Source organism: Paenibacillus polysaccharolyticus (genome assembly GCF_023714295.1).
Taxonomy (GTDB): Bacteria; Bacillota; Bacilli; order Paenibacillales; family Paenibacillaceae; genus Paenibacillus; species Paenibacillus polysaccharolyticus_A.
The window spans coordinates 322,136-344,118 of sequence record NZ_JAMAUN010000001.1 but is presented as its reverse complement, the minus strand read 5'-3'; the positions used below and the strand labels follow the sequence as shown (position 1 = coordinate 344,118).

Annotated in this window: 19 protein-coding genes and 1 riboswitch; of the genes, 5 read left to right on the top strand and 14 right to left on the bottom strand. The window is 46.0% G+C overall.

Translation table 11 applies throughout. The features are described 5' to 3' along the window. Positions 1–309 precede the first annotated feature (309 nt). Together thrS and M3629_RS01720 are read right to left on the bottom strand one after the other, a co-directional pair. On the bottom strand, positions 310–2,247 hold the full coding sequence (thrS, locus tag M3629_RS01725; protein ID WP_090919871.1) for a threonine--tRNA ligase: 1,938 nt from the start codon (positions 2,245–2,247) through the stop codon (positions 310–312). A gap of 407 nt (positions 2,248–2,654) precedes the next feature. After that, entirely contained in the window at positions 2,655–3,599 is a 945-nt protein-coding gene (locus tag M3629_RS01720) for a putative sporulation protein YtxC (RefSeq protein WP_251502650.1), read from the bottom strand. Positions 3,600–3,831: 232 nt separating this feature from the next. On the opposite strand from M3629_RS01720, the gene M3629_RS01715 reads away from it, so the two are divergent. The 4 genes from M3629_RS01715 (at position 3,832) to M3629_RS01700 (ending at position 7,337) form a co-directional block, all read left to right on the top strand. Then, on the top strand, positions 3,832–4,233 hold the full coding sequence (locus tag M3629_RS01715) for a hypothetical protein (RefSeq protein WP_139168886.1): 402 nt from the start codon (positions 3,832–3,834) through the stop codon (positions 4,231–4,233). 335 nt (positions 4,234–4,568) lie between these two features. Continuing rightward, entirely contained in the window at positions 4,569–5,063 is a 495-nt protein-coding gene (locus tag M3629_RS01710) for a cation:proton antiporter regulatory subunit (RefSeq protein WP_090919862.1), read from the top strand. Positions 5,064–5,067: 4 nt separating this feature from the next. Further along, a complete protein-coding gene (locus M3629_RS01705; RefSeq protein ID WP_090919859.1) occupies positions 5,068–6,306 on the top strand; it encodes a cation:proton antiporter in 1,239 nt (412 codons plus the stop codon). 125 nt (positions 6,307–6,431) lie between these two features. Next, positions 6,432–7,337, top strand: coding sequence for a YitT family protein (locus tag M3629_RS01700; protein WP_251502649.1), 906 nt, complete (start codon positions 6,432–6,434; stop codon positions 7,335–7,337). 121 nt (positions 7,338–7,458) lie between these two features. On the opposite strand, the gene M3629_RS01695 is transcribed toward M3629_RS01700, so the two are convergent. The 6 genes from M3629_RS01695 to metA all read right to left on the bottom strand — a co-directional run bounded on the left by M3629_RS01695 (position 7,459) and on the right by metA (position 14,400). Further along, positions 7,459–8,472 (bottom strand): zinc-binding alcohol dehydrogenase family protein, encoded by a 1,014-nt coding sequence (locus M3629_RS01695; RefSeq protein WP_251504413.1) that lies wholly within the window; start codon positions 8,470–8,472, stop codon positions 7,459–7,461. Between the two features lie 38 nt (positions 8,473–8,510). Beyond that, positions 8,511–9,443 (bottom strand): aldo/keto reductase, encoded by a 933-nt coding sequence (locus M3629_RS01690; protein WP_251502648.1) that lies wholly within the window; start codon positions 9,441–9,443, stop codon positions 8,511–8,513. Between the two features lie 274 nt (positions 9,444–9,717). Next, entirely contained in the window at positions 9,718–10,854 is a 1,137-nt protein-coding gene (gene mqnC / locus M3629_RS01685; RefSeq protein WP_090919848.1) for a cyclic dehypoxanthinyl futalosine synthase, read from the bottom strand. Positions 10,855–11,095: 241 nt separating this feature from the next. After that, the gene (locus M3629_RS01680; RefSeq protein WP_251502647.1) at positions 11,096–12,277 is read right to left on the bottom strand and encodes a trans-sulfuration enzyme family protein; all 1,182 of its coding nucleotides are present in this window, start codon (positions 12,275–12,277) and stop codon (positions 11,096–11,098) included. Further along, a complete protein-coding gene (locus M3629_RS01675) occupies positions 12,274–13,458 on the bottom strand; it encodes an aminotransferase class I/II-fold pyridoxal phosphate-dependent enzyme (RefSeq protein ID WP_251502646.1) in 1,185 nt (394 codons plus the stop codon). The genes M3629_RS01680 and M3629_RS01675 overlap by 4 nt, the downstream gene beginning before the upstream one ends. Positions 13,459–13,482: 24 nt before the next feature. Then, positions 13,483–14,400 (bottom strand): homoserine O-acetyltransferase MetA, encoded by a 918-nt coding sequence (gene metA / locus M3629_RS01670; RefSeq protein ID WP_251502645.1) that lies wholly within the window; start codon positions 14,398–14,400, stop codon positions 13,483–13,485. A 126-nt stretch (positions 14,401–14,526) separates the two neighbouring features. After that, positions 14,527–14,651: riboswitch (SAM riboswitch) on the bottom strand. Positions 14,652–15,109: 458 nt separating this feature from the next. On the opposite strand from metA, the gene corA reads away from it, so the two are divergent. Beyond that, on the top strand, positions 15,110–16,045 hold the full coding sequence (corA, locus tag M3629_RS01665) for a magnesium/cobalt transporter CorA (protein WP_090919837.1): 936 nt from the start codon (positions 15,110–15,112) through the stop codon (positions 16,043–16,045). 110 nt (positions 16,046–16,155) lie between these two features. Here the strand turns inward: corA and M3629_RS01660 are convergent, their stop codons facing one another. The 6 genes from M3629_RS01660 to M3629_RS01635 all read right to left on the bottom strand — a co-directional run bounded on the left by M3629_RS01660 (position 16,156) and on the right by M3629_RS01635 (position 21,589). Then, positions 16,156–17,157 carry an HRDC domain-containing protein gene (locus M3629_RS01660; RefSeq protein WP_251502644.1) on the bottom strand — a complete coding sequence of 334 codons (1,002 nt, stop codon included), beginning with the start codon at positions 17,155–17,157 and terminating at the stop codon, positions 16,156–16,158. A 189-nt stretch (positions 17,158–17,346) separates the two neighbouring features. After that, positions 17,347–18,225 (bottom strand): ROK family protein, encoded by an 879-nt coding sequence (locus M3629_RS01655; protein ID WP_251502643.1) that lies wholly within the window; start codon positions 18,223–18,225, stop codon positions 17,347–17,349. A gap of 77 nt (positions 18,226–18,302) precedes the next feature. After that, positions 18,303–18,989, bottom strand: coding sequence for an MOSC domain-containing protein (locus M3629_RS01650; protein ID WP_251502642.1), 687 nt, complete (start codon positions 18,987–18,989; stop codon positions 18,303–18,305). A 27-nt stretch (positions 18,990–19,016) separates the two neighbouring features. After that, positions 19,017–20,123: a phosphodiester glycosidase family protein gene (locus M3629_RS01645; RefSeq protein WP_251504410.1), complete on the bottom strand. Its 1,107-nt coding sequence runs from the start codon at positions 20,121–20,123 to the stop codon at positions 19,017–19,019. A 5-nt stretch (positions 20,124–20,128) separates the two neighbouring features. Further along, positions 20,129–21,022 carry a 5'-3' exonuclease gene (locus tag M3629_RS01640; protein WP_251502641.1) on the bottom strand — a complete coding sequence of 298 codons (894 nt, stop codon included), beginning with the start codon at positions 21,020–21,022 and terminating at the stop codon, positions 20,129–20,131. 201 nt (positions 21,023–21,223) lie between these two features. Further along, the gene (locus M3629_RS01635; RefSeq protein ID WP_251504407.1) at positions 21,224–21,589 is read right to left on the bottom strand and encodes an arsenate reductase family protein; all 366 of its coding nucleotides are present in this window, start codon (positions 21,587–21,589) and stop codon (positions 21,224–21,226) included. Between the last annotated feature and the right edge of the window lie 394 nt (positions 21,590–21,983).

Here is a 21,983-nt window from a genome sequence, read left to right as displayed (position 1 = left end):
ATTGCCGTGCTTTCCTCTTCAAATATATAGGCTTTGGCCTCATTGAAACTCATTATAATCCCGGCAAATATGAAGCAGCACATGATGATGAACTTGTGGTTTTCATTGAATTTTAAAAAATGCTTTTTCATGGTATAACCTCCCCCTCACTTGCAAAGGGTTACCAAAAAACATCCATCCTATACCTTTTCTCAGACTACAGTTACAAAAACAAGCGCAAAAAACCGTCTGAAACGATGGATTCAGCCCATGTTCTCAGACGGTTTCGTTAGATTTATTTCATTGCGACAGAGTCCAATTTAGTTGGGATTAAACTTGTCTTGAAGCAATTTCCTCTTTCAATTGAGCCACAATCTCATCCACCAGCTTCATGCCCAGATCGCCCTCTCCGCGTTTACGTACGGATACCGATGCAGCATTTTTCTCGTTCTCGCCCACAACGAACATGTAAGGCATTTTTTCTAGCTGCGCCTCACGGATTTTGTAACCAAGCTTCTCATTGCGAAGATCTGCTTCCGCCGCGATTCCCGCACGTTTCAGCTTCGCTTCTACTTCACGAGCATACTCGTCGTAATTTCCGGATACCGGAATGACTTTGGCTTGTACTGGAGACAACCAAAGCGGGAATGCACCTGCGAAGTTCTCCAGCAAAAATGCAGTGAAACGTTCCATTGTACTAATTACGCCCCGGTGGATAACGACCGGACGATGCTTCTGTCCATCATCACCAACGTATTCAAGCTCAAAGCGCTCAGGGAGCAAGAAGTCCAGTTGAACGGTAGAGAGCGTTTCTTCTTTGCCCAGTGCAGTCTTGATCTGTACATCCAGCTTCGGACCGTAGAACGCCGCTTCGCCTTCAGCTTCATAGAACGGAAGATCAAGTTCTTCCACAACTTCACGCAGCATACGCTGAGACATTTCCCACATCTCATCGTTTTGGAAGTATTTCTCGGTGTCTTGCGGATCACGGTAAGATAGACGGAAACGATATTCGTGAATGCCGAAGTCTTTATATACCGTTTGGATCAATTCGATAACACGAGCAAACTCTTCTTTGATCTGATCCGGACGTGCAAAGATGTGAGAGTCATTCAGTGTCATCGCACGTACACGGTGTAGACCTGTCAACGCGCCTGACATCTCATAACGATGCATCATACCCAGTTCGGCAATGCGGATCGGAAGATCACGATAGCTGTGCATATTGGATTTGTACACCATCATGTGGTGAGGACAGTTCATCGGACGAAGAACCAGTTCTTCATTGTCCATGATCATTTTCGGGAACATGTCTTCCTGGTAGTGCTCCCAGTGACCGGAAGTTTTGTACAGCTCTACGTTCCCCAATACAGGAGTGTAAACGTGCTGGTATCCCAGGCTTTCTTCCAGATCAACGATATAACGCTCCAGTGTACGGCGCAATTTTGCACCGTTAGGCAACCAGATCGGCAGACCTTGACCCACGAGTTGCGAGAACGTGAACATTTCCAGTTCTTTACCCAATTTACGGTGGTCACGCTTGCGAGCTTCCTCCAGGAAGTGCAAGTGCTCGTCCAGCTGTGCTTTTTTCACAAAAGCAGTACCGTACACCCGTTGCAACATTTTGTTCTTGCTGTCCCCGCGCCAGTATGCACCCGCTACATTCATCAGTTTGAATACTTTAATCTTGCTTGTAGATGGAACGTGTGGTCCACGGCACAAGTCGAAAAATTCGCCTTGTTCATAGATCGTAATTACGCTATCTTCCGGTAGAGCATTGATTAATTCAAGTTTATATGGGTCACCGACTTCATTGAAAATGTTGATGGCTTCCGCACGGCTCACTTCTTTGCGCACGATAGGCAGATTTTCATTGACGATGCGCTCCATTTCTTTCTCGATCTTTTGCAGATCCTCCGGGTTAAGGGGATGTTCGAGATCCATGTCATAGTAGAAACCATCCTCAATGACTGGCCCTACGCCCAGATGAACTTCTTTGTTACCGTACAGGCGTTTTACCGCCTGAGCCAGCAAGTGAGCTGTACTGTGACGCATCACTTCGAGACCTTCAGGGGAATCCAGCGTTACGATCTCCACCAAAGCTCCTTCATGAATTGGAGTGGAAAGATCCACCACGATACCATCCAGTTTACCTGCTGCGGCATTTTTGCGAAGCCCGCTGCTAATCGAAGCGGCTACATCCTCAATACTGCTTCCGTCTGCGTACTCACGTACAGAACCATCCGGTAGTTTAATGTTTACTGCCATTTGTCTCATTCCTCCTGTAAATTAAACATCATCCATTTTCTTTGTCTTGCAATGGACTGATCATCTATTACGCATTCCGCTCCCTTAGAAGAATAACGGAAAAAACGCAAAAAACACCCGTCCCGGTCAAGGGACGAGTGTTATATCTCGTGGTTCCACCCTAATTCAGCTGATTGTTCCTCATATTAGGAAAACAGCCCTCATTGGCATGTCGGTAACGGGCATGACCCGGCGAATCCTTACTCACAAAACCGCCATCCTTCAAATGGTTGGGTAACCGGTTTTATTTTCAAAATTGCAGCTCCAAAGGGGTAAACCATACGCGATATCCGGAGGAAATTTCAGCCCAGGTTCCTCTCTCTGCACCGATCTAACGTGTGGCTCTTGTCTTTGTCAACGCTTTTGTATCAACAGTTATTATAATTGCCCAGATCGCCTGCGTCAAGACTTGTCAGCAATCCAGAACGAAGCACTTCGCATTCGGGACATTGATGACATATCTGCACCTTATCTTCGAAAATTTGGCATATCGTCGAGATGATGGGCAACTCGGGAGTGCTGGTGTGCAGCATGACTTTTTCGGGTGATATGGAAATCAGCGTACTCACGATCATATCCTCGATATCCATCTCCAGTTCCAGCCCTGGCATCTCCACAACCACCTGCTCATCTTTCTGCACAGGCAGCAGATTAAGTCCTGCATCAAGCACCTGAAATTCATGTTTTCCCTTGTGAATCAGATGGATTAAAGGAACTTTAGCCTCCTGAAAAAATACAAAATACTTCAAAAGTCCCATGAACTCTTCATATTGACGATCCATCCAGAACTCATCGAGTGCATATTCCACGAGCTCCTGCAATTCCTGCTTGTAGGCACGTATACGGAAATTCAGGATTCCTTCGAGATGGAAAAAATGAATGTCCTCCAAATCCTGCCTTAAACCCCTCGCTAATGTTGTACGTCGGCGCTCCCGCAGACCCGGTTGATCTAAGTCACTATTCATGAGTAGCGGCATGCAGATGCGGTGAACCTTCTCAACTTCGTGTTCATCCATAACCGAGCAAGATTTGGCAATGATATTCTCTACCATGCTGCGTTCCTGCGTTTCCATAATATAATCCGCGATGCCCAGGGAAAGCAAATCGCTGATGCGTGGCAACCACTGCTGGAAATCTTCGTGATTCTCATTGCCTCTGCACGTCCAGACTGCTCTGCCATCCTTATGTTTGAAGGTGAGCCGGAAGCCTCTTTTACTTATATGTAAACCTTTGATTTTTTCCTTAATGCATTGTTGAAAAAGGGCTGCCTCCTCTTGCCCAGACACATCGGTCCATACTGCAAACAGTTCCATAAGAATCACTCCTTTCCTTTCTCTTCAAAGTATATGGCAAGGCCCAAAGGGATATACGAAGCGGTTTGATGGAAAGGGTGTCATGATTTCTCAGCATAAAACGCGAACAAAAGTTTTTTGGCAAAAAGAATAATAGAAGGTTTCGTGAACTATGAATGAATGGTTTGGAGATCACGCAAAAATGTGTTATTATTTTTATAACAGTATCTTCACGGAAGGGGGGAAGCCGAAAATGAGACAACATCCTAGACTGCTCCATCACATGATTATCATCATTTTATGCGTTTTTCAGGCGCTGTGCTTCCCGATTCCAATGCAGACAGAGTCTGCCGTTGGTGTATCCGTCGATGCCACTTCGAATAAAGAAGGGCTTGAAGTGCTGTCTCAAATACCCGAGTCTCAGCAGAAACCTGTCATTCGCAAAAATCCGCAAGTAATGTCTAAGCTGGCTGCAGTTAAGCAAACCAAGCCTGTATTTCTTGTCCTCGCATTATTAATCGTGCTGCGAATTCCTACAGCAGGCCTGTCTTTTAAACCGTGGTATTGTCTGTTCAAGCGCAGATTATTTCTGTTGCCAATTAAATACACCAGTATGTATTTATCCCTCTCCCCAATGGCACCGAGATACGCCTGAGCTCGTTAAGAGCCTGTTTGCCGTATTCGTCAGGTTGCCAGAGCATGGAGCCACCTCTTGCTACAGACGGTGTTCTCATGCATAACTTATAACCCATTATGTAAACGTTAGTTTTGAAACAACTGATTTGAACTCTTATATGTGTTCGTTTATTTGTTGAACTTATTTCACAAAACTGATTTTGATTACACATCATATATTCGGCTGTGTCAGGAATTACTGGCTCTGTTTCCCTGCACCATTTGATGTTCCGCCTGAGCAGCAGATCAATTGATTACGGGAAGAAAGGCCTTCCTTCTATGGCCAGCCTCAATTACTAAGGAGGCATACTATCCATGGATGTACGCGAAACAGACTTGCCGGGAATCGGCAAAAAATTTCAAATTGAAACGAGCAGCGGTGATAAAATAGTCATTATTATTCACGATGATGGACGCCGTGAAATGTATCATTTTGAATATGATGACCCGGATCAAAGCATCTCTATGATTACACTTGACGACAATGAGGCAAGACAGATTGCCGCGATCGTTGGCGGATTAACTTACAAACCGAAGCAACTTGAAAATATTGAAGTTACCTTTGATGATCTGATTATCGAATGGTACAAAATCGAAGCATCATTCGGATGTATTGGTAAATCGATCGGTGAATTGAATGTACGTCAAAACTCTGGCGCAACGGTCATTGCCGTTGTAGAGAAAAATCATAAAAAACATATCAGCCCAGGTCCGGAGGTTGTGATTAGTGCAGAATCTACGGTAGTCGCCGTTGGCGAACGCAACCAGCAGAAGCTTTTCAAGTCCCTCCTCCTGACGGGAAGGGGGTAACTCGATGGATCATTTGATTTTTGAAGTGGGTCTGGCACTGGTGCTTATTGCAGCAGCCGGCCTTTTATCCGCAAAACTGAGATTTTCGGTTGTTCCGTTCTACATTTTGATCGGAATGGCTGTGGGACCACATGCCATGCAAATCTGGCATTTGGATTTCCGATTCATTGAAAGTCAGCCGTTCATCGACTTTATGGGACGGATCGGTATTTTGTTCCTTTTGTTCTATCTGGGGCTGGAGTTCTCAGTAGGTCGTTTAGTTAAATCGGGTCGCTCTATCGTTGTGGGGGGCTCGATCTATATCGGTATTAACTTCACACTCGGATTAGTATTCGGCTTTGCCTCCGGTTTCCCGGCAGCTGAAGCACTCATCATTGCAGGTATAACAACGATCTCATCCAGTGCCATTGTAGCGAAGGTGCTCGTTGACCTGAAACGAACAGCCAATCCGGAGACCGAGATGATTCTGGGTATCATTATGTTTGAGGACGTATTCCTCGCCGTATATATTTCCATCCTGTCCGGACTTGTACTCAGTGATTCATCCTCCATCGGAGGCGTAATCATGTCTGCACTGATTGCTCTAGGCTTCATGCTTGTAGTCATCATTCTCGGACGTAAAGCTACACCACTACTGAATAAATTGCTTAAAATCCGTTCCAATGAATTATTCTCACTTGTCGTTTTCGGGGCATTGTTCCTTGTCGCTGGTTTCTCTGAAACGATCCATGTCGCTGAAGCCATCGGTGCGTTGCTTGTTGGTCTTGTGCTTGCGGAAACGGAACATGCTAAACGGATTGAACATCTGATTCTGCCGTTCCGAGATTTCTTTGGAGCTATCTTTTTCTTCAGTTTCGGACTCTCTATTGATCCGTTGTCCCTTGGTGGTGAAGCCGTTTGGCTCGCTTTGATTGCTGTAGTGATTACACTGTTTGGTAACTTTCTCGCAGGTATGCTGGCTGGACGCAGTGCAGGGCTTTCACCAAAAGCATCTGCTAATATCGGATTAACCATTGTATCGCGTGGCGAGTTCTCCATCATTATGGCCAATATGGGTAAAGCCGGCGGACTGTTACCATTGCTCCAACCATTTGCCGCGCTATATGTATTGATTCTCGCTATTCTTGGGCCGTTGTTAACCAAAGAGTCCAAACACGTATTCCGTATTTTGGATAAAATATTCAAGTTCAAAGATCCTCGCAAGAAAAAAGAAGAACCTAAAGTTCTGCAGAAAGAAGGCTAAGTAACCTGTCTGTGCAGAGCAGACCTATGATCGATCGTATCAAGCAACTGAGCGGCTGCACGCCGACCTTTCTGTGAACAACCCAGGGAGAATGGCTCGAGGCCGCACTGAAGGAGGATGGACATGTGAAAACACCTCTGATATCGGCTAATCCGGTGCCACGTACTACGAAGAGTAGCATATCGCCATCTCGCCGCTGGTTAAATCTGTTTCTGGTCATCATTGGCGGAATACTGGCCTCCGTGGGACTTGAGTTGTTTCTGCACCCCAATAAAATTATTATTGGTGGCATAACAGGAATCTCTTCTCTGTTCGCACACTGGACGGAGCTACGAATCGGCTTGTTCCTGTTTTTATTCAATGTTCCATTTATATTTCTATCCTACAGGATCGTGAAGAAAAAGTTTGTACTTGTAACTGTTCTGGGTTTGGTTGTCTTTTCGATCGGTGCCATTGTACTACATCCCATGCCGCCGCTCGTCGAGCATCCTCTGGCTGCCGCCATGTTTGGCGGGTTATGCCTGGGGCTCGGAATCGGGCTTGTTGTTCGGTATGGTGGGACACTGGATACGCTGGAAATCGGTGATCCGTCTTCTCGGCCACCTGAACGTGTGTTTAGCGGGAAACGGATGCTTATCGAAAAAATAATCATGCTGCTTAACTTGATCATACTGACAGCTGCTGGTGTTGTTTTTGGCTGGGATCAGGCCATGTATTCTATCATCGCTTATCTGATTGCCTATGAAATGGTGTACCTTGCATTCCGGGGATTTTCCTCCAAACGCAAAATATGCATTCTGACCACGCAACGTGCTCAAGTTGAAAAAGCTGTACGAAACCGCCTGCGCAGGGAACCAGGGAAGTTTGATGCAACACTCGAGTCTTCCCCGATCGCTGGCGCGGAGGTCTGGATCAAACAGATTCCAGGAACACTTTATTACGAAGTCCATTTCCTGGAGATAATCTGGTTAAAATCTATTGTTCGACACATTGACCCTCACGCAGGTATTATCTCGAATCCAGAGAAATAATAATATTTATAAAATAACGATATAATAAAACGCTCTCTTCCCATGAACTAATGGATCCTTCTCCATTGCTCATCAACCGGGAAGAGAGCGTTTCTTCGTACATACCTTCAATTTTCGAAAATTATAATTCTATGATTGCTTTAACCACTTGTGATTCCGGTAACAGCCAAGTGTTCATTGCGTTTGGAAGCTCTGCAAAAGGCGCTCGATGTGTGATATAACCATCCATCGTTAATTTTTTGTCACGCAATGTCGATAACACCTGCTCAAAATCCTCGCGTGTTGCATTTCGGCTACCCAGCATACTCATCTCACGTTTGTGGAATTCCGGGTCATGGAACGTAATATCGGCTTTTACCAGCCCAACAAAAATTAACTGTCCACCGTGGGCAACATAAGGTATCGCTCCATTCATCGAATGTACGTTACCTGTCGCATCAAATACAGCTGTCGCATAATCACCGCCAGTAATCTCGGATACTCGTTGCAGTGCCTGTTCATTCGCCTGCACGGTCTCATCCACGCCGGCCCAGCTTCGGCTCAATTCCAGCCTATCCAGATTTCGGTCCACTGCAATGACATATGCACCTGCTTGTTTGGCAAAGGCCATGACTCCCAGCCCGATAGGTCCGGCTCCAATAACAACGACACGCTCTCCTGGTTGGAGTGCAGCTCTGCGCACAGCATGTGCCCCAATGCTAAGTGGTTCAACCATAGCTGTCTCATCTAATGTTAACCCCTCTGCTTTTAGCAGGTGGGAGACAGGCACTGTAATCCGTTCTCTCATCCCACCGTCCACATGTACACCCATCACTTGCATGGATGCACAACAATTGGTTTTGCCTGAACGACAAGCAATACAATGTCCACAATGCAGATAAGGAATAATGCTTACCTGGTCTCCCGGCTGTAAACCTGCCTCGTTCGGACCAATCTCTTCGATAACGCCTGCAAGTTCATGACCAAGTATACGAGGATACGTAAAAAACGGCTGATTGCCTTTGTACGCATGCAAATCCGTACCACAGATACCAATTCGCTGGATAGCCACCAACGCTTCTCCCTCACCTCTTTCGGGCTGCGGCAGTTCCTTCAGCACCAAACGATCAATTTCTTCACATACGATAGCTCTCATCATTGTTCCCCCTCAGATCCATTCGACGATATATTTAACTATCCGTTATATTCAGCACGACCACTCGGCCAAGTTTCATTGTTTAATGGAGCCAGAATACGTAATACCTCTTCCAGAAGTTGCTTATCTATAGGTTCTTCAACCCAGGCCGCGTTGTTGACAATATTTTGCTGGCTCGCGCTACTAACGAGAGTTGTTGGGATTTGTTCATTTGCTGTAGAAAATTGTACTGCCAGCTTGGCGATATTACTGCCTTGTTCCTCGCAGAAGCGGGCAGCTGTCAAACAAAGCTCTTTTACCCGCTCACCCGCTGGATGCCAAGCCGGTGTTCCGCGTGTGCTAAGCAATCCCATTGAAAGAGGGGAAGCGTTTACAAGTCCAACCCCTTTTTCCTCGAGTAACGGCAGTAGCGATAACAATGACGTATCATTCAGAGCATAATGACAATAGGAGATGATGGCATCCGCATCAAGCTGCGGCAACATTTTTTCGAATAAAGGCAACGGCAAACCGCAGATTCCGGCGTAACGAATCACGCCCTTCTCTTTCAGTTCTAACAATGTTGGAAAAGCTTCTTCAATGATGATCTCAGGAGCCACAAACTCGATATCATGTAAAAATAAAATATCAAGATAATCCGTATGCAACCTTGCCAGACTCTCTTGTACACTATCCAAAATACGCTTGCGAGAAAAATCAAACTCGTTCTCACCATACCGTCCAGCTTTGGTTGATAACGTATAAGAGCTACGCGGCAAACTACGGATTGCTTCACCGAGTACCGTCTCCGCCTTGGTTAAACCATAGTACGGCGACACGTCTATATAATTCATACCTGCATCGATCGCTGCATGAACGGTACGAATCCCTTCATCCCGGTCAATATCACGAAATACAGAGCCCAATGATGACGCGCCAAAGCTCAAAACAGGTACGTCTAATGCTGTCTTTCCCAATTTTCTTGTTTTCATCGATTCGTTCCTCCCAGCAGGTTTGACTACACAACTGTCCCTCCATTGTATCAGTTAAAAATCTATATAACATATCGTCAAATGCGTAATATGTACTGTTTAATGATCTCGATTCCTGGAAAAAGGAGGACTGTACCTGTATCAGGTACGCACAACGAAAAGGGCCAAAGCAGATTTAACCTGCTTTGGCCCTTTTAAGCGGAACGAGTTGCTATTTACTTCACATGATGTGACATAAATTAAAAACCATATTGCTTTTCTATAAATGTAGGGATTAGTTCTGCATTACGAAATCTTTAGGCACAATGCTTTCTTCATCAAACATACGCAGAATATCGTAACGGGTGTTGCGCTGTGCCGGAATATAACCAGACTCCCGAATCAGACGCAGAATGGATTCAATGTTCACTTTGTATGTTGCTCCTGCGGAGGATACAACATTCTCTTCAATCATCGTGCTGCCGAAGTCATTACAGCCGAATTCGAGTGATTTCTTACCGATTTCAGGTCCCATTGTGACCCAGGAAGATTGGATGTTTTTAATGTTATCTAACACCAGACGGCTAATCGCTACCGTTTTCAGGTACTCCTGTGGAGTTTGACGCTCCAGCTTAAGGTTCGTATTATCTGGCTGGAATGTCCACGGAATAAAAGCGAGGAAGCCTTCAGAATCATACTTATTGGCAATACACTCATCCTGCGCTTCACGTACACGCATCAGATGCAGCGCACGCTCTTCCATGGATTCACCCAGACCAATAACCATCGTAGCTGTAGTATTCATACCGATTCGGTGAGCAGTCTGCATCACATCCATCCAGTCGCGCCATGAACCTTTCAGACGGCTGATTTTGCGGCGTGTACGGTCATCAAGAATCTCGGCTCCGCCACCTGGCAAGGAGTCAAGTCCCGCCTCGTGAATGGCACGCACTACCTCTTCCAGCGTAAGACCATCGGATACTTCAACCATTTTCATAATCTCGGCTGGTGAGAAAGAGTGCATCGTAATATTCGGGAAACGTTCCTTGATCGCTTTCAACAAGTCCGTATAATAGCTGAAAGGCAGATTTGGATTCGTTCCACCTTGCATCAGAATTTCGGTTCCGTTGACATCTTCAGTTTCCTTGATTTTCTGGAAAATCACTTCATCTGGAAGCACATAACCTTCTTCTGAACCAGGTCTGCGGTAAAAAGCACAAAAACGGCAGTATACGTCGCACACATTCGTGTAATTGACGTTACGCCCAATAACAAATGTTCTGTATGGTTCAGGGTGCATACGTTTCATGATTACATTGGCAGCTGCCCCGATTTTATCCACTTCGTCTGATTCAAATAACTGAATCGTGTCTTCCAAGTCTAAACGTTCGCCCCGAAGGGCTTTATCTAAGATACGGTCTACCGTACTCATCGTAAAAAAGCCTCCCTCGTAAAGAGAAAATAATACGACGATCACTCCCGGCTTGTTAGCAAAAAGCAAGTCGTGGCTGTAATATCGCATTTTGTACTCTACATATCGTAACACAGGTTACATGTGAAAAAAAGCACCTTATGAAAAGGTGCTTATAAAATAAATTAAAATTTTGACATATGAAAACCGTTTGAATGCTAGCTGCATCCGATTTTACAGTGCACCTATTTAGTCGTTCAATTTATTGTGTGGCTTGCAACGCTTGCTCAAGATCAGCAATCAGATCATCAATATCCTCAAGCCCTACGGAGAAACGCAGCAACCCATCGGTAATTCCGCGCTCATGCCGAACCTCAGCTGGCATAGCCGCATGAGACATCATCGTTGGGTACGAAAGAATGCTCTCCACTGCTCCAAGACTTACAGCGACAATGGGTAGTTTCACCTGATTCAGAACAGCTTTTGCACGATCACCCGAACCGACGTCAAACGATACTACCGCTCCGTAACCCGTCGACTGACGCTCATGCGCTTCACGGCCTGGATGATCCTCAAGTCCAGGGTAATACACAGCTGTTATATCTTGACGCCCACTGAGCCATGCGGCCAGTTTGGCAGTACTCTGTTCACTGTGAGCCATCCGCGCACCCAGGGTCTTCATCCCGCGCATCAGAAGCCAGGATTCCTGGGCTCCGAGAACGGTACCGAGACCGTTTTGCAACTGTTTCAGTTGTCTGCCCAATTCGTCTGTACGCGCAACAGCCAAACCTGCCAGTACATCACTGTGACCGCCTAGAAACTTCGTAGCACTATGTACGACGATATCTACGCCAAGCTCAATGGGACGCTGATAGTACGGTGTCATAAACGTGTTATCCAGGATGGTAATTAGATCATGTTCCTTGGACCAAGACGTCACTGCGGCAATATCCGTAATTTTCAAGGTCGGATTGGAAGGTGTCTCCATGTATACGGCCTTGGTGTTAGGCTTAATTGCTGCTTGGACTTGTTCAATGTCCGTCATGTCAACAAAAGTGGTCTCGATCTGCATCCGACTTAGTATCGTTGTGAGTAGACGATACGTGCCGCCGTATACATCTTCCGTTACGATGATATGATCGCCTGCGGAGAACATCATGAACACACTGGAGATTGCAGACATCCCGGACGAGTATGCAAATCCGCGTACCCCGCCCTCAAGCAACGCGATGTAATCTTCCAGAGCCTGGCGAGTCGGATTACCTGAACGGCTATAATCATGTTGCGGCGGATTAAAGATATCAAAGTGATGGAACGTGGATGCCTGATAAATCGGTACACTGGAGGCACCTGTTGTTTTATCAATTTCATCTCCAAAGTGAAGCAGCTTGGTATCAAACTTCAGCTCCGACGTACTGGGCTTATGGTTACTCGATTCACTCATGAGGTTACGCCTCCTTCAACTTCCTTCTGTGCTGCCAGCAATGCTTCATTCAGATCCGCGATCAAATCTTCTGCATGTTCGATGCCTACCGAGAAGCGAAGCAGACGATCGTCCACACCTACAGCGTCACGAATTTCAAGCGGAATATCCGCATGGGTTTGCACCGCAGGATACGTCATGAGTGATTCTACACCACCGAGACTTTCTGCAAATGCAATTAATTGGATATGACGCAGCAATGGCTCAACATAGCGTGCATCCTTCACTTTAAACGAAAAAATGCCTGTATTGCCGGAAGACTGCTTACGCTGAACTTCATATCCAGGATGATCGGATAAACCAGGGTGGAATACTTCAGCTACAGCCGGATGTTCCAAGAGGAACTTCGCAATGGTAAGTGCGTTATATTCATGACGCTCCATGCGAAGAGCCAGTGTTTTCATCCCTTTCATCAATTGATATGAATCACTCGGTGATAACACAGCTCCAATGGAGTTATGAAGGAACGCCATCTCAGCAGACAAGGCTTCACCTTTGGTGATGATCAATCCAGCGAGCACATCATTATGTCCGCCCAGATATTTAGTCGCACTATGGATGATAATATCGGCACCAAGTTCAATCGGGCGCTGGAAGAATGGAGTCAGTAGCGTATTATCTACAATGGTCAATAGATTGTGTTTTTTCGCCCAAGAAGCAACAGCTTGAATGTCCGTAATCATCATGAGCGGATTAGTTGGTGTCTCGATGAAAACAGCCTTCGTATTCGGCTGACGGATGTTCTCCAATGCTTCCAGATCGTTCGTATCTACATAACTTGCAGTTACACCGAACCGGGACAATATGCGTTCCAACAAGCGATATGTACCGCCATATAGGTCAAGAGAAACAATCAGATGATCCCCTTGGCTGAACATCGCGAAGATTGTTTGCAACGCGGCCATACCGGAGCTACAGGCAAAACCCGCATCACCGGACTCCAGAGCCGCTGCTGCTTCCTCTAACACTTTGCGCGTTGGGTTTGTTGTACGGATGTAATCAAACCCCGTGCTTTGTCCCAGCTTCGGGTGACGAAACGCAGTGGATTGATAGATCGGAAAGTTAACAGCACCTGTTACGGGTTCATTGATGGACCCAATTTGAGCTAAACGGCTTTCAATTTTTAACTTGTTATCTTCCATTACTGCATCCTCCTGTAATCTTGATTAGATTTGTGGGCCAATATCGTAAGGGGTTTCCTGATACACATAGTAATTGAGCCAGTTAGAGAATAATAAGTTAGCGTGTGCACGCCATGTAGCCGGAGGTATCCGAGAAGGATCGTCCTTTGGATAGTAGTACTTCGGCAGCGCGATGTCCAATCCCTTGGCAACATCACGGTCATATTCCCATTTCAATGAACACGGATCATACTCGGCATGTCCTGTGGCAAAAATTTGCTTCCCGTCCTTGGTGGCAACAAGGAATACTCCTGCTTCTTCGGACTCTGCCAAAATTTCGAGTTTATCATTTTTCTCAATATCCTCGCGTCTTACCTCCGTGTGACGGGAGTGTGGAACGTTGAACACTTCATCAAATCCACGCAGTATCGGAACATGAGGTTTGTTGATCGTATGCGGGAATACACCAAAACACTTTTCATCCAGCGGAACTTTGGGTACATCAAAATGGTGGTATAGACCTGCTTGAGAAGCCCAACATATATGCATCGTCGAAGTTACATTCGTTTTGGTCCATTCAAAGATTTCCTGAATCTCTTCCCAATAATTCACGTCCTCAAAATCCATTTGCTCTACCGGTGCACCGGTAATGATCATCCCGTCAAAACGGCGATGCTGGATCTCATCAAATGTTTTATAAAACAGATCCAGGTATTCTTGAGATGTGTTCTTGGAAGTGTGAGATTTGGGGTGTACCAGCACAACATCCACTTGAATCGGTGTATTACCTACCAGACGAAGCAATTGCGTTTCCGTCGTTTCCTTCGTAGGCATCAGATTCAGTATGGCGATTCGGAGTGGACGAATATCCTGCTTGTATGCGGATGATTCGTCCATGACGAAAATATTCTCGCTCTCAAGCACTTCTTTGGCTGGTAATGTGTCTGGAATTTTAATTGGCATAGTGAGTTGACTCCTCCTTTTTCATGGGTCGCATCTGGTACGAAAATCACGCTCTGAGAAGCTCTGCATATGACAAAGACCTCTCTCGGATTCCGAGAAAGGTCATATGTAAACAGATATGCGCCTCTCTCATCTCTCAGTTACAACAGCATCGCAAGGATGCTTGGTCGCTGCAAGAATTAGCACCGTGCATATTATCGCCGGTTGCCGGGTTTCATCGGGCTGGTCCCTCCACCTACTCTTGATAAGATTTCGCTGTATTCAATTATAATTCAAATTTATTAACTTTTACTTTAAAACATTACCGCTCTCACGTCAAGAACCAGTTGATTGGTTTTAGGACTGAACTCGGAACCCTTCATCATCCGTTCTCATACACTGCCTCATAGCTCGAAATAGACACATTTTTGCGCTTGAAAGCACCTTGGACCAGCGGTATACTAAACAAGTGTTTATAAGCCCTTATGTGAGAGGTGACATATTAAATGGATGGCGACCCGAGGCCCAACTGGCAGTCGAATTCCGAACAACTGCATAGAGAATTGACATCAGCATGTCGGCAGCGGGACGTTTTTTCCGTTTGATTATAGATTGATGACGCAGTACAGTCCTGATAACAGGCTCCGCTGCCGACCGGCTGATCTGTTCTTTTGCGCCCATATTAATGATGAAATCCGCCAAAACGGCGGGTGCAGAAGGAGTAGATAACATGAAAATCCGGTTGGTTAACAACGGTGTATTTATCCCGGTGGATGACATTCAGCAAGCGCTGACTCCACCAGCAGAAGGATTTTACTGGATTGATGCGGACGTGGACGATTTGGCTGTACTTCAGCCGCTGTTCTCCATGCATGATCTGGCTGTTGAGGATTGCTTGAGTGATGAAGAGCAGCGTCCGAAGATTGAAATTTATGAGAACCATTATTTTATCGTGATTAATAGCATTCGTTTTGATGATGAAGAGATCTTCCTGCGTGCAGTCAATCTCTTTCTGGGCAGACATTTTATCATCACCGTTACCAAACAAAAGATCAGCGAATTACGTACATTGAAGCCGATTCTCTGGGAACAGGAAATCAGCAGTCCCGATCGTCTTCTCTACCTGCTCGTTGACTTGATTGTAGATAATTACTTCACCGTTGGTGATCGAATTGAAGCGCGAATTGAGAAGCTTGAGGAAGACATTCTGATGCATACCAAAAAGTCACATCTGAATGAGATAATCGGTCTGCGAAGCGAAATTCTGTGGCTGAAGAAAGTACTGGGACCTCAAAAGGAGGTCATCAATACACTTAACAAAAAAGATCTGCGTCTCATTGATGATCAGCTGCAAAAATACTTTAGTGACATTTATGAGAATGCCGTAAAAATATCGGAGACATTCGAAACGTACCGCGATCTGATGGGCAACTTGCGAGAAGCTTATCAGTCCAGTATCGCTAACCGCGCGAATGAGATCATGCGTGTGTTTACCGCCATCACCACCGTGTTCATGCCTCTGACCGTTATCACCGGTATTTATGGAATGAACTTCGACAACATGCCCGAATTACACTGGAAATACGGGTATTATGCTGTTATCGGCCTGATGATTACACTAGGCTTGACGATGTTCTTTATTTTCCGTAAAAAAGACTGGATTTGAAACGACCGCGGGATCCGCTACATCATAACATCCAAAAAATAAGACGAAGTCATCCTTCACAGGAACGGCTTCGTCTTTTTGAATACCACCGCTTTCACAGCATTTCTTAGCTAACCAACATTACGCTCGGTTTCAGTATGTCTCCGAAAACGGATGCGAATCATCCGTAACCGTTCATACACTTGCTCCAAGCTTCCTCCTTCAGGGCGCTCTCCTCCGTAAACCTTATGTAACACAGGCTTCAGAAATGTATCTCCTAACTCCTCATATGCATTCCATACCGCCTCTTGTTCGTTCTCAGGCATAACGGCCAGTTCCACATCCAGCAAAGAATCCGTGTCATAGCCTTCCAGATCCAGTGTTTCCAGCAGTTCGATTAATTCCCGCCGGGATAATCCGGATCGATTCACGATCGCTTCTAAGGTTTGTCCCTCTTTCATGCCTTCCAGTACCTGTTTACGCGTAATGAATTTATCCAGTTCCTGCTTGTACTTCTGCTCTTTTTGCTTATATAACCAGCTTTCGTACTCTTCTTCTTGCAATACGATGTATACCCAGTCTAACGGGAAAGGTCTCGATTGCTCGATTCCACTCATCATTTCAAGCCATTCCAGCCCGTATTCCGTCGCTTTGCTCTCGCCAACACCCGGCAGTTGCATTAGTTCATCCATCGTATGAGGCACAAAAGCACTGATCAGCCGCAACAAACGATTCGTTGCTACAAAATAAGGAGCCTTTCGATCCGAAGCCGCTTTTTGCCTGCGCCATGTGCACAAGTCTTCATACAATTGCTCATTTCCATATAGTTCACTAAAACAATGCAGACGCTGGCCAGCATAACTGCGTAGCTTCAGATCCTCATTTTCGTTGTACAATCCATGTATCAATGGACGATAGCCCTCGCTCATTTGCATGGCAAGTTGATGACGATATATGTGCATCAGCTCTTCCCACGAATGGCCTTCATACCAGATCCTATCTTCCCGATCCCCTGCTTCATAACGACTCCATCCCAAGTGCCAAGTATTCTCCTCCTCGCCAATCCATAACTGAGCAATCTGCTCATGCTGATCAAACACTCTGGATAACTTGTTCATAAAAATGACTTCCATTGCTTATTCCCTCCTTTGGACGATACAGCCTGTTCGATTAATGAAGACACTCTGTCTCTCTATACAGACAGCACAAAAAAAGCACCTCTCCTGCAAAATCGCTGCAAGAGAGGTGCTTCCTCATTAACCGTACTATACTGTTGAACATATCATACCACACTGGTAAATTTCGTCAATCCCTAAATACGTTTATTTCGATAAAGCTAATTTTGCCAGCGCCAGGGAACCACACAACCCTGCATTGTCTCCTAAACCCGGTGGTACTACATACTCATCCATTCCAACGTGAAGCGATGGATGCTGTACATAACCTGCGAGCAATTCCTGTAGTTTGCTGCGAAGCATCGGGAATAGGTGCTCCTGTTTCATCACGCCTCCGCCCATCACAATTTTCTGAGGCGAAAGAATCAGCACATAATTCATCAAAGCATGTGCAAGATAATGCGCTTCAATCTCCCAAGCTTTGTGATCTGCCGGCAACTCATAGGCAGGTTGTTCCCAGCGCTTGTTCAGGGCCGGCCCCGCTGCAAGACCTTCCAGACAGTCTCCATGATATGGGCAGGTTCCTGCGTATGAATCTTCGGGATGTCTCCGTACGATAATATGCCCCATCTCGGGATGAGACAGTCCGTGTACCATTTTCCCGCCAACGACAGCCCCTGCACCGATGCCTGTGCCTACCGTAATATACAGACAGCTATCCAGCCCCTGCGCAGCTCCCCAAGTCGCTTCACCCAAAGCAGCTCCGTTCACATCAGTGTCAAACGTCATAGGCACGTTAAAGTGTTCTTTGAGCTTGCCAATCATGTTGTACTGTCCCCAATGTGGCTTCGGTGTTGTCGTGATGTAACCATAAGTCGCACTACCTTCAATGGGATCAATTGGACCGAACGAACCTACGCCCATCGCTTCGATGCCTTTACCTTCAAAAAAAGAGATGACATGAGCCATCGTTTCTTCCGGTGTGGTCGTAGGGAAGCTAACTCGTTCCAAGACCTCCCCATGTTCTGTGCCAAGGCCACATACAAATTTGGTTCCGCCTGCTTCAATCGCACCTAAAACTGTCATGTTGATCTCACTCCTACGTTGGTTTGAAATAGGAACACTGCCTTATCCATATCGTGATTCGAACTCTTCAGCAGGGCTCAGTTACATTCAAGTTTGTTCAACCGTTTAAGCAATGTCTGTTTCCAGCTATCTGAAAGTGCAGGGATAGCTAATAGAGCCTGCATACCTTCTACATTCTGTTTCCCCTGATGCATGATTCGGTTAGCTTCAAGAATTGTCATGAATGAAGTGTCTGTGCGAACTCTTCTGAAACGTGATGTAGGGCCAACCTCTCCCTCTTGCAATACTCGAAAATAAAAACCGGTATGCCCGCTTTCCTGAAAATATACAGGCAGCTCCTTGTAATCATATCTTACACCCAGCTTGAAGCATGGTTGTCTTGGCTGACTGACTTGCACCTGCGCATCACCGAGTTCAAATACATCACCAATGCGAACCTCTTCTTCCGCGCAGCCTGTGACGGTCAGATTCTCTCCGAATGCCCCCCACTCCAGCTTACGATCCATCAGGCGTTCAATCGCCGCATAGCGACTATGATCGTATACACAGACAGCCTTATCTGGACCACCGTGGTGCACTAAATCTGCTTGGGCATCCCCTGTCATTCCAGTGAATGACAGAAACACCGAGGTGGAGACGGCATGTTTCACAATACCGCTCAACACTTCTTTCTTCTGGCCAGGCAATGGCTGAGGTTGCCCTATATTAATCGCCAAAATTGCCGTGCTTTCCTCTTCTGTTATCGGATCGGGTATAGGTGTCATGCCACATCATACCTCCATGATTACTTTTTATTGAACAGAACCACCAAATACTAATGTATTACTTAACAGCCGCCCTGGGGAAGTCAGCATCTTGCCACCTGCATACATCCCTGAGGATGCACCGCCATCCAAATTCATCGCCTGTTTGGCTCCCAGCTTTTGCATCACAGCTGCCCATTCTTTCATTGTAGCACCAGAAACGGTAGCAAGCATCACCGAACCGTCGGGCATGATGGCAATTCCGCTTCTCGCTCCAGACGAATTCAAAATCTTCGGATCTCTGAACCCCTCACTTGCTGGATTGACCGATATCTTGCCGTCCTTCACCAGACGCGGACCAGCCCCTACAGCCGTGACGACATCCTGCCAAGGAATTTCCTGACCGGCTGCGTTCGTATATCTGTAATTCATCTCTACGGTGGAACCTACCGTAAACCGGTCAGCTGTGGACTTCTCACGACCTGTGAAGACCAGAACAGAACCGTTTTTAGGAATCGCTACGTTTGTATTCGGTACTTTCTTGGTCACAACACCCTTTTCCATAATCACTGCTGTCCCGCCCTTGAAACCTACATTGGCTCCACGTTCTGGCGTGTACAACATCGAGATGCTTGCATCTGCTGATGGTGTTCGGTTAATAAATGTTGCATACCAGCTACGCGATTTTCCACTCGTATCTGTGACCGTGCCCGTTAAGCTCACTTGAAGTGAATCCATGATCGCTGACCCATCCGCTTTAAAACCGATAGATGTGCCGTATCTTCCTATATGTATAACTTTCCCATTTGTTATTAACATCCCGTAAGGATCTGGTGCTCCGTGATATGCTTCAAAAAAAGCCCCGTTAATTGCTGCTTGTGCGCCATATGCTTTTACAATCGAGGGTAATGTCGCGGTTTGACCGACCTGTTTCTTCGCAAGTCCTACGGTTACTGGTGTCCCTTTTGGAATGGATACGGTCTGTACGCTAAAACTACGTCCTGCTGCTTTCACTTTCTGTACCTTCGTGCTAATCGATGCTTTGGCTTCCGCTGTCTGCGGCGCACTTACCGCCCCCGACAGCACTACCGGAAGTGCGAGGACAAGGGCCATCGCCCCAGTCCACCACTTTTTACTCGTTTTTTTCATCATCATGTTGCTCACCCGATCGCCACTCCCATCCAAGAGCCAAGGCTCTTCATCTCAAGTTGTTCAAACTTGTCCATTACCGTATCCGGGTCCAGACGCAATTCACAGCCTTCCAGCGAACAAGCCACCGGAACTGCACAGTGAATCTCTGCCAGTCTGCGAGACAGATGCAACATATCGAGATCACTCTCGATTTTTTTACGTACCGAAGGGGTGAGTTGATCCAGATTGCTTAAAATCCCTTCAATCGTTCCATACTCTTGCACGAGCTTCAAAGCCGTTTTCTCGCCAATCCCACGTACCCCGGGATAATTGTCGCTGGCATCTCCCATCAAGCCCTTCATGTCAATAACCTGACGTGGTGTCAATTGTTTCTCGGCCATCAACGTTTCAGGATTGTATACCATGTAGTTGCCGTGACCTTTTTTCATAATAATGATACTTGTGCGGTCATTAATGAGCTGTAACATATCATGGTCTCCCGTAAGTACCATCACGTTCATATCTGTTTCTTCCGTGTAATACTTGGCAAGTGTCCCGATACAATCGTCAGCCTCATACCCTTCTGCACCAATATTCGGAATGTTCAAACTATCCATCACTTCACGAATCAGAGCAAACTGGGGAATAAGGTCATCTGGTGCTTCAGCACGATTTCCTTTGTACGCTGCATACTCCTGACCGCGAAACGTCTTGCCTCCCATATCCCAACAGCAGATGACATGGCTTGGTCCAAACGTCTGAACCGCATCCCAAAAATAACGGATAAACCCATAGACTGCGTTGGTCGGAAGCCCTGCCTTTGTACGTCTGATATATCCGCTTGCAGAAGTTGCATAGAATGCCCGGAACAACACTGCCATACCGTCTACCAGTAACAAAGTAGGTTCATTACGTTGATTCACTTGAATTTGTTCTCTCCTTGATCTATGAAAGCTGGAACAACAATTGATTCCAACTTCAATAGCATATTAAATATCGAAACTCATTCTATCATTATAACATAGTTACGCCAACCCTCCTTAGAGCATAATTATGCCACTCCCCCGGTACACCAAAAAAAGCCCTGAATTGTGAACAATTCAAGACTTAGCTCTGGCGAATTTTTAGACGTTGTTCCATTCCTGCTCATACGTATCTTCTTTGAAACCCACGGTGACTTTTTCTCCATCGGTTACGACTGGACGTTTGATCAGGCGACCATTGGAAGCCAGTAACGCAATCTGCTCTTCCTTGGACATCCCTGGCAGTTTGTCTTTGAGTTGTTGCTCTTTGTAGACCTCTCCACTGGTGTTGAAAAACTTTTTCACTTCAAGTCCGCTTTGTTGAATAAGCTCTGTCAATTCATCTTTCGATGGTGGTGTATCAAAAATAGGGATTAGCTCCAGTTCATGCCCTTTCGCTTCCAACCATTTCACAGCCTTACGGCACGTACCACATTTTGCATATTGGTATACTTTCAGTTTTGTCATGGGATCGTCCCTTTCGAGAGGCTCCGGTTTCGGTCTCTCGCTTCCCTTGGTTTGCTCCGCAAATCCAAAAGTCGCTCCATCCCGATACCCTCGCCCTGCAATTTTTCTGTTGGTGAATGGGGGCATATCGTCCCTCATTGCACCTTGATTTTTCAACATGTATTCCAACATTTCTAGAGCTAGAGATTTTACGAACTCAAGCTTAACTAACTTAAAGCCTGAAGAATCTTAAAAGCTCTAAAACCTCTCTAGCCTTCGGCATGTGGTTTGGCGCTTTGCTCACCAAACTCTATGGCTTCAAAACCTTAAGGCTCCAAAACCCCTTTAGCCTTCGGCGTATGGTTTGGCGCTTCGCTCACCAAACTCTAAAACTTCAAAACCTTAAGACACCAAA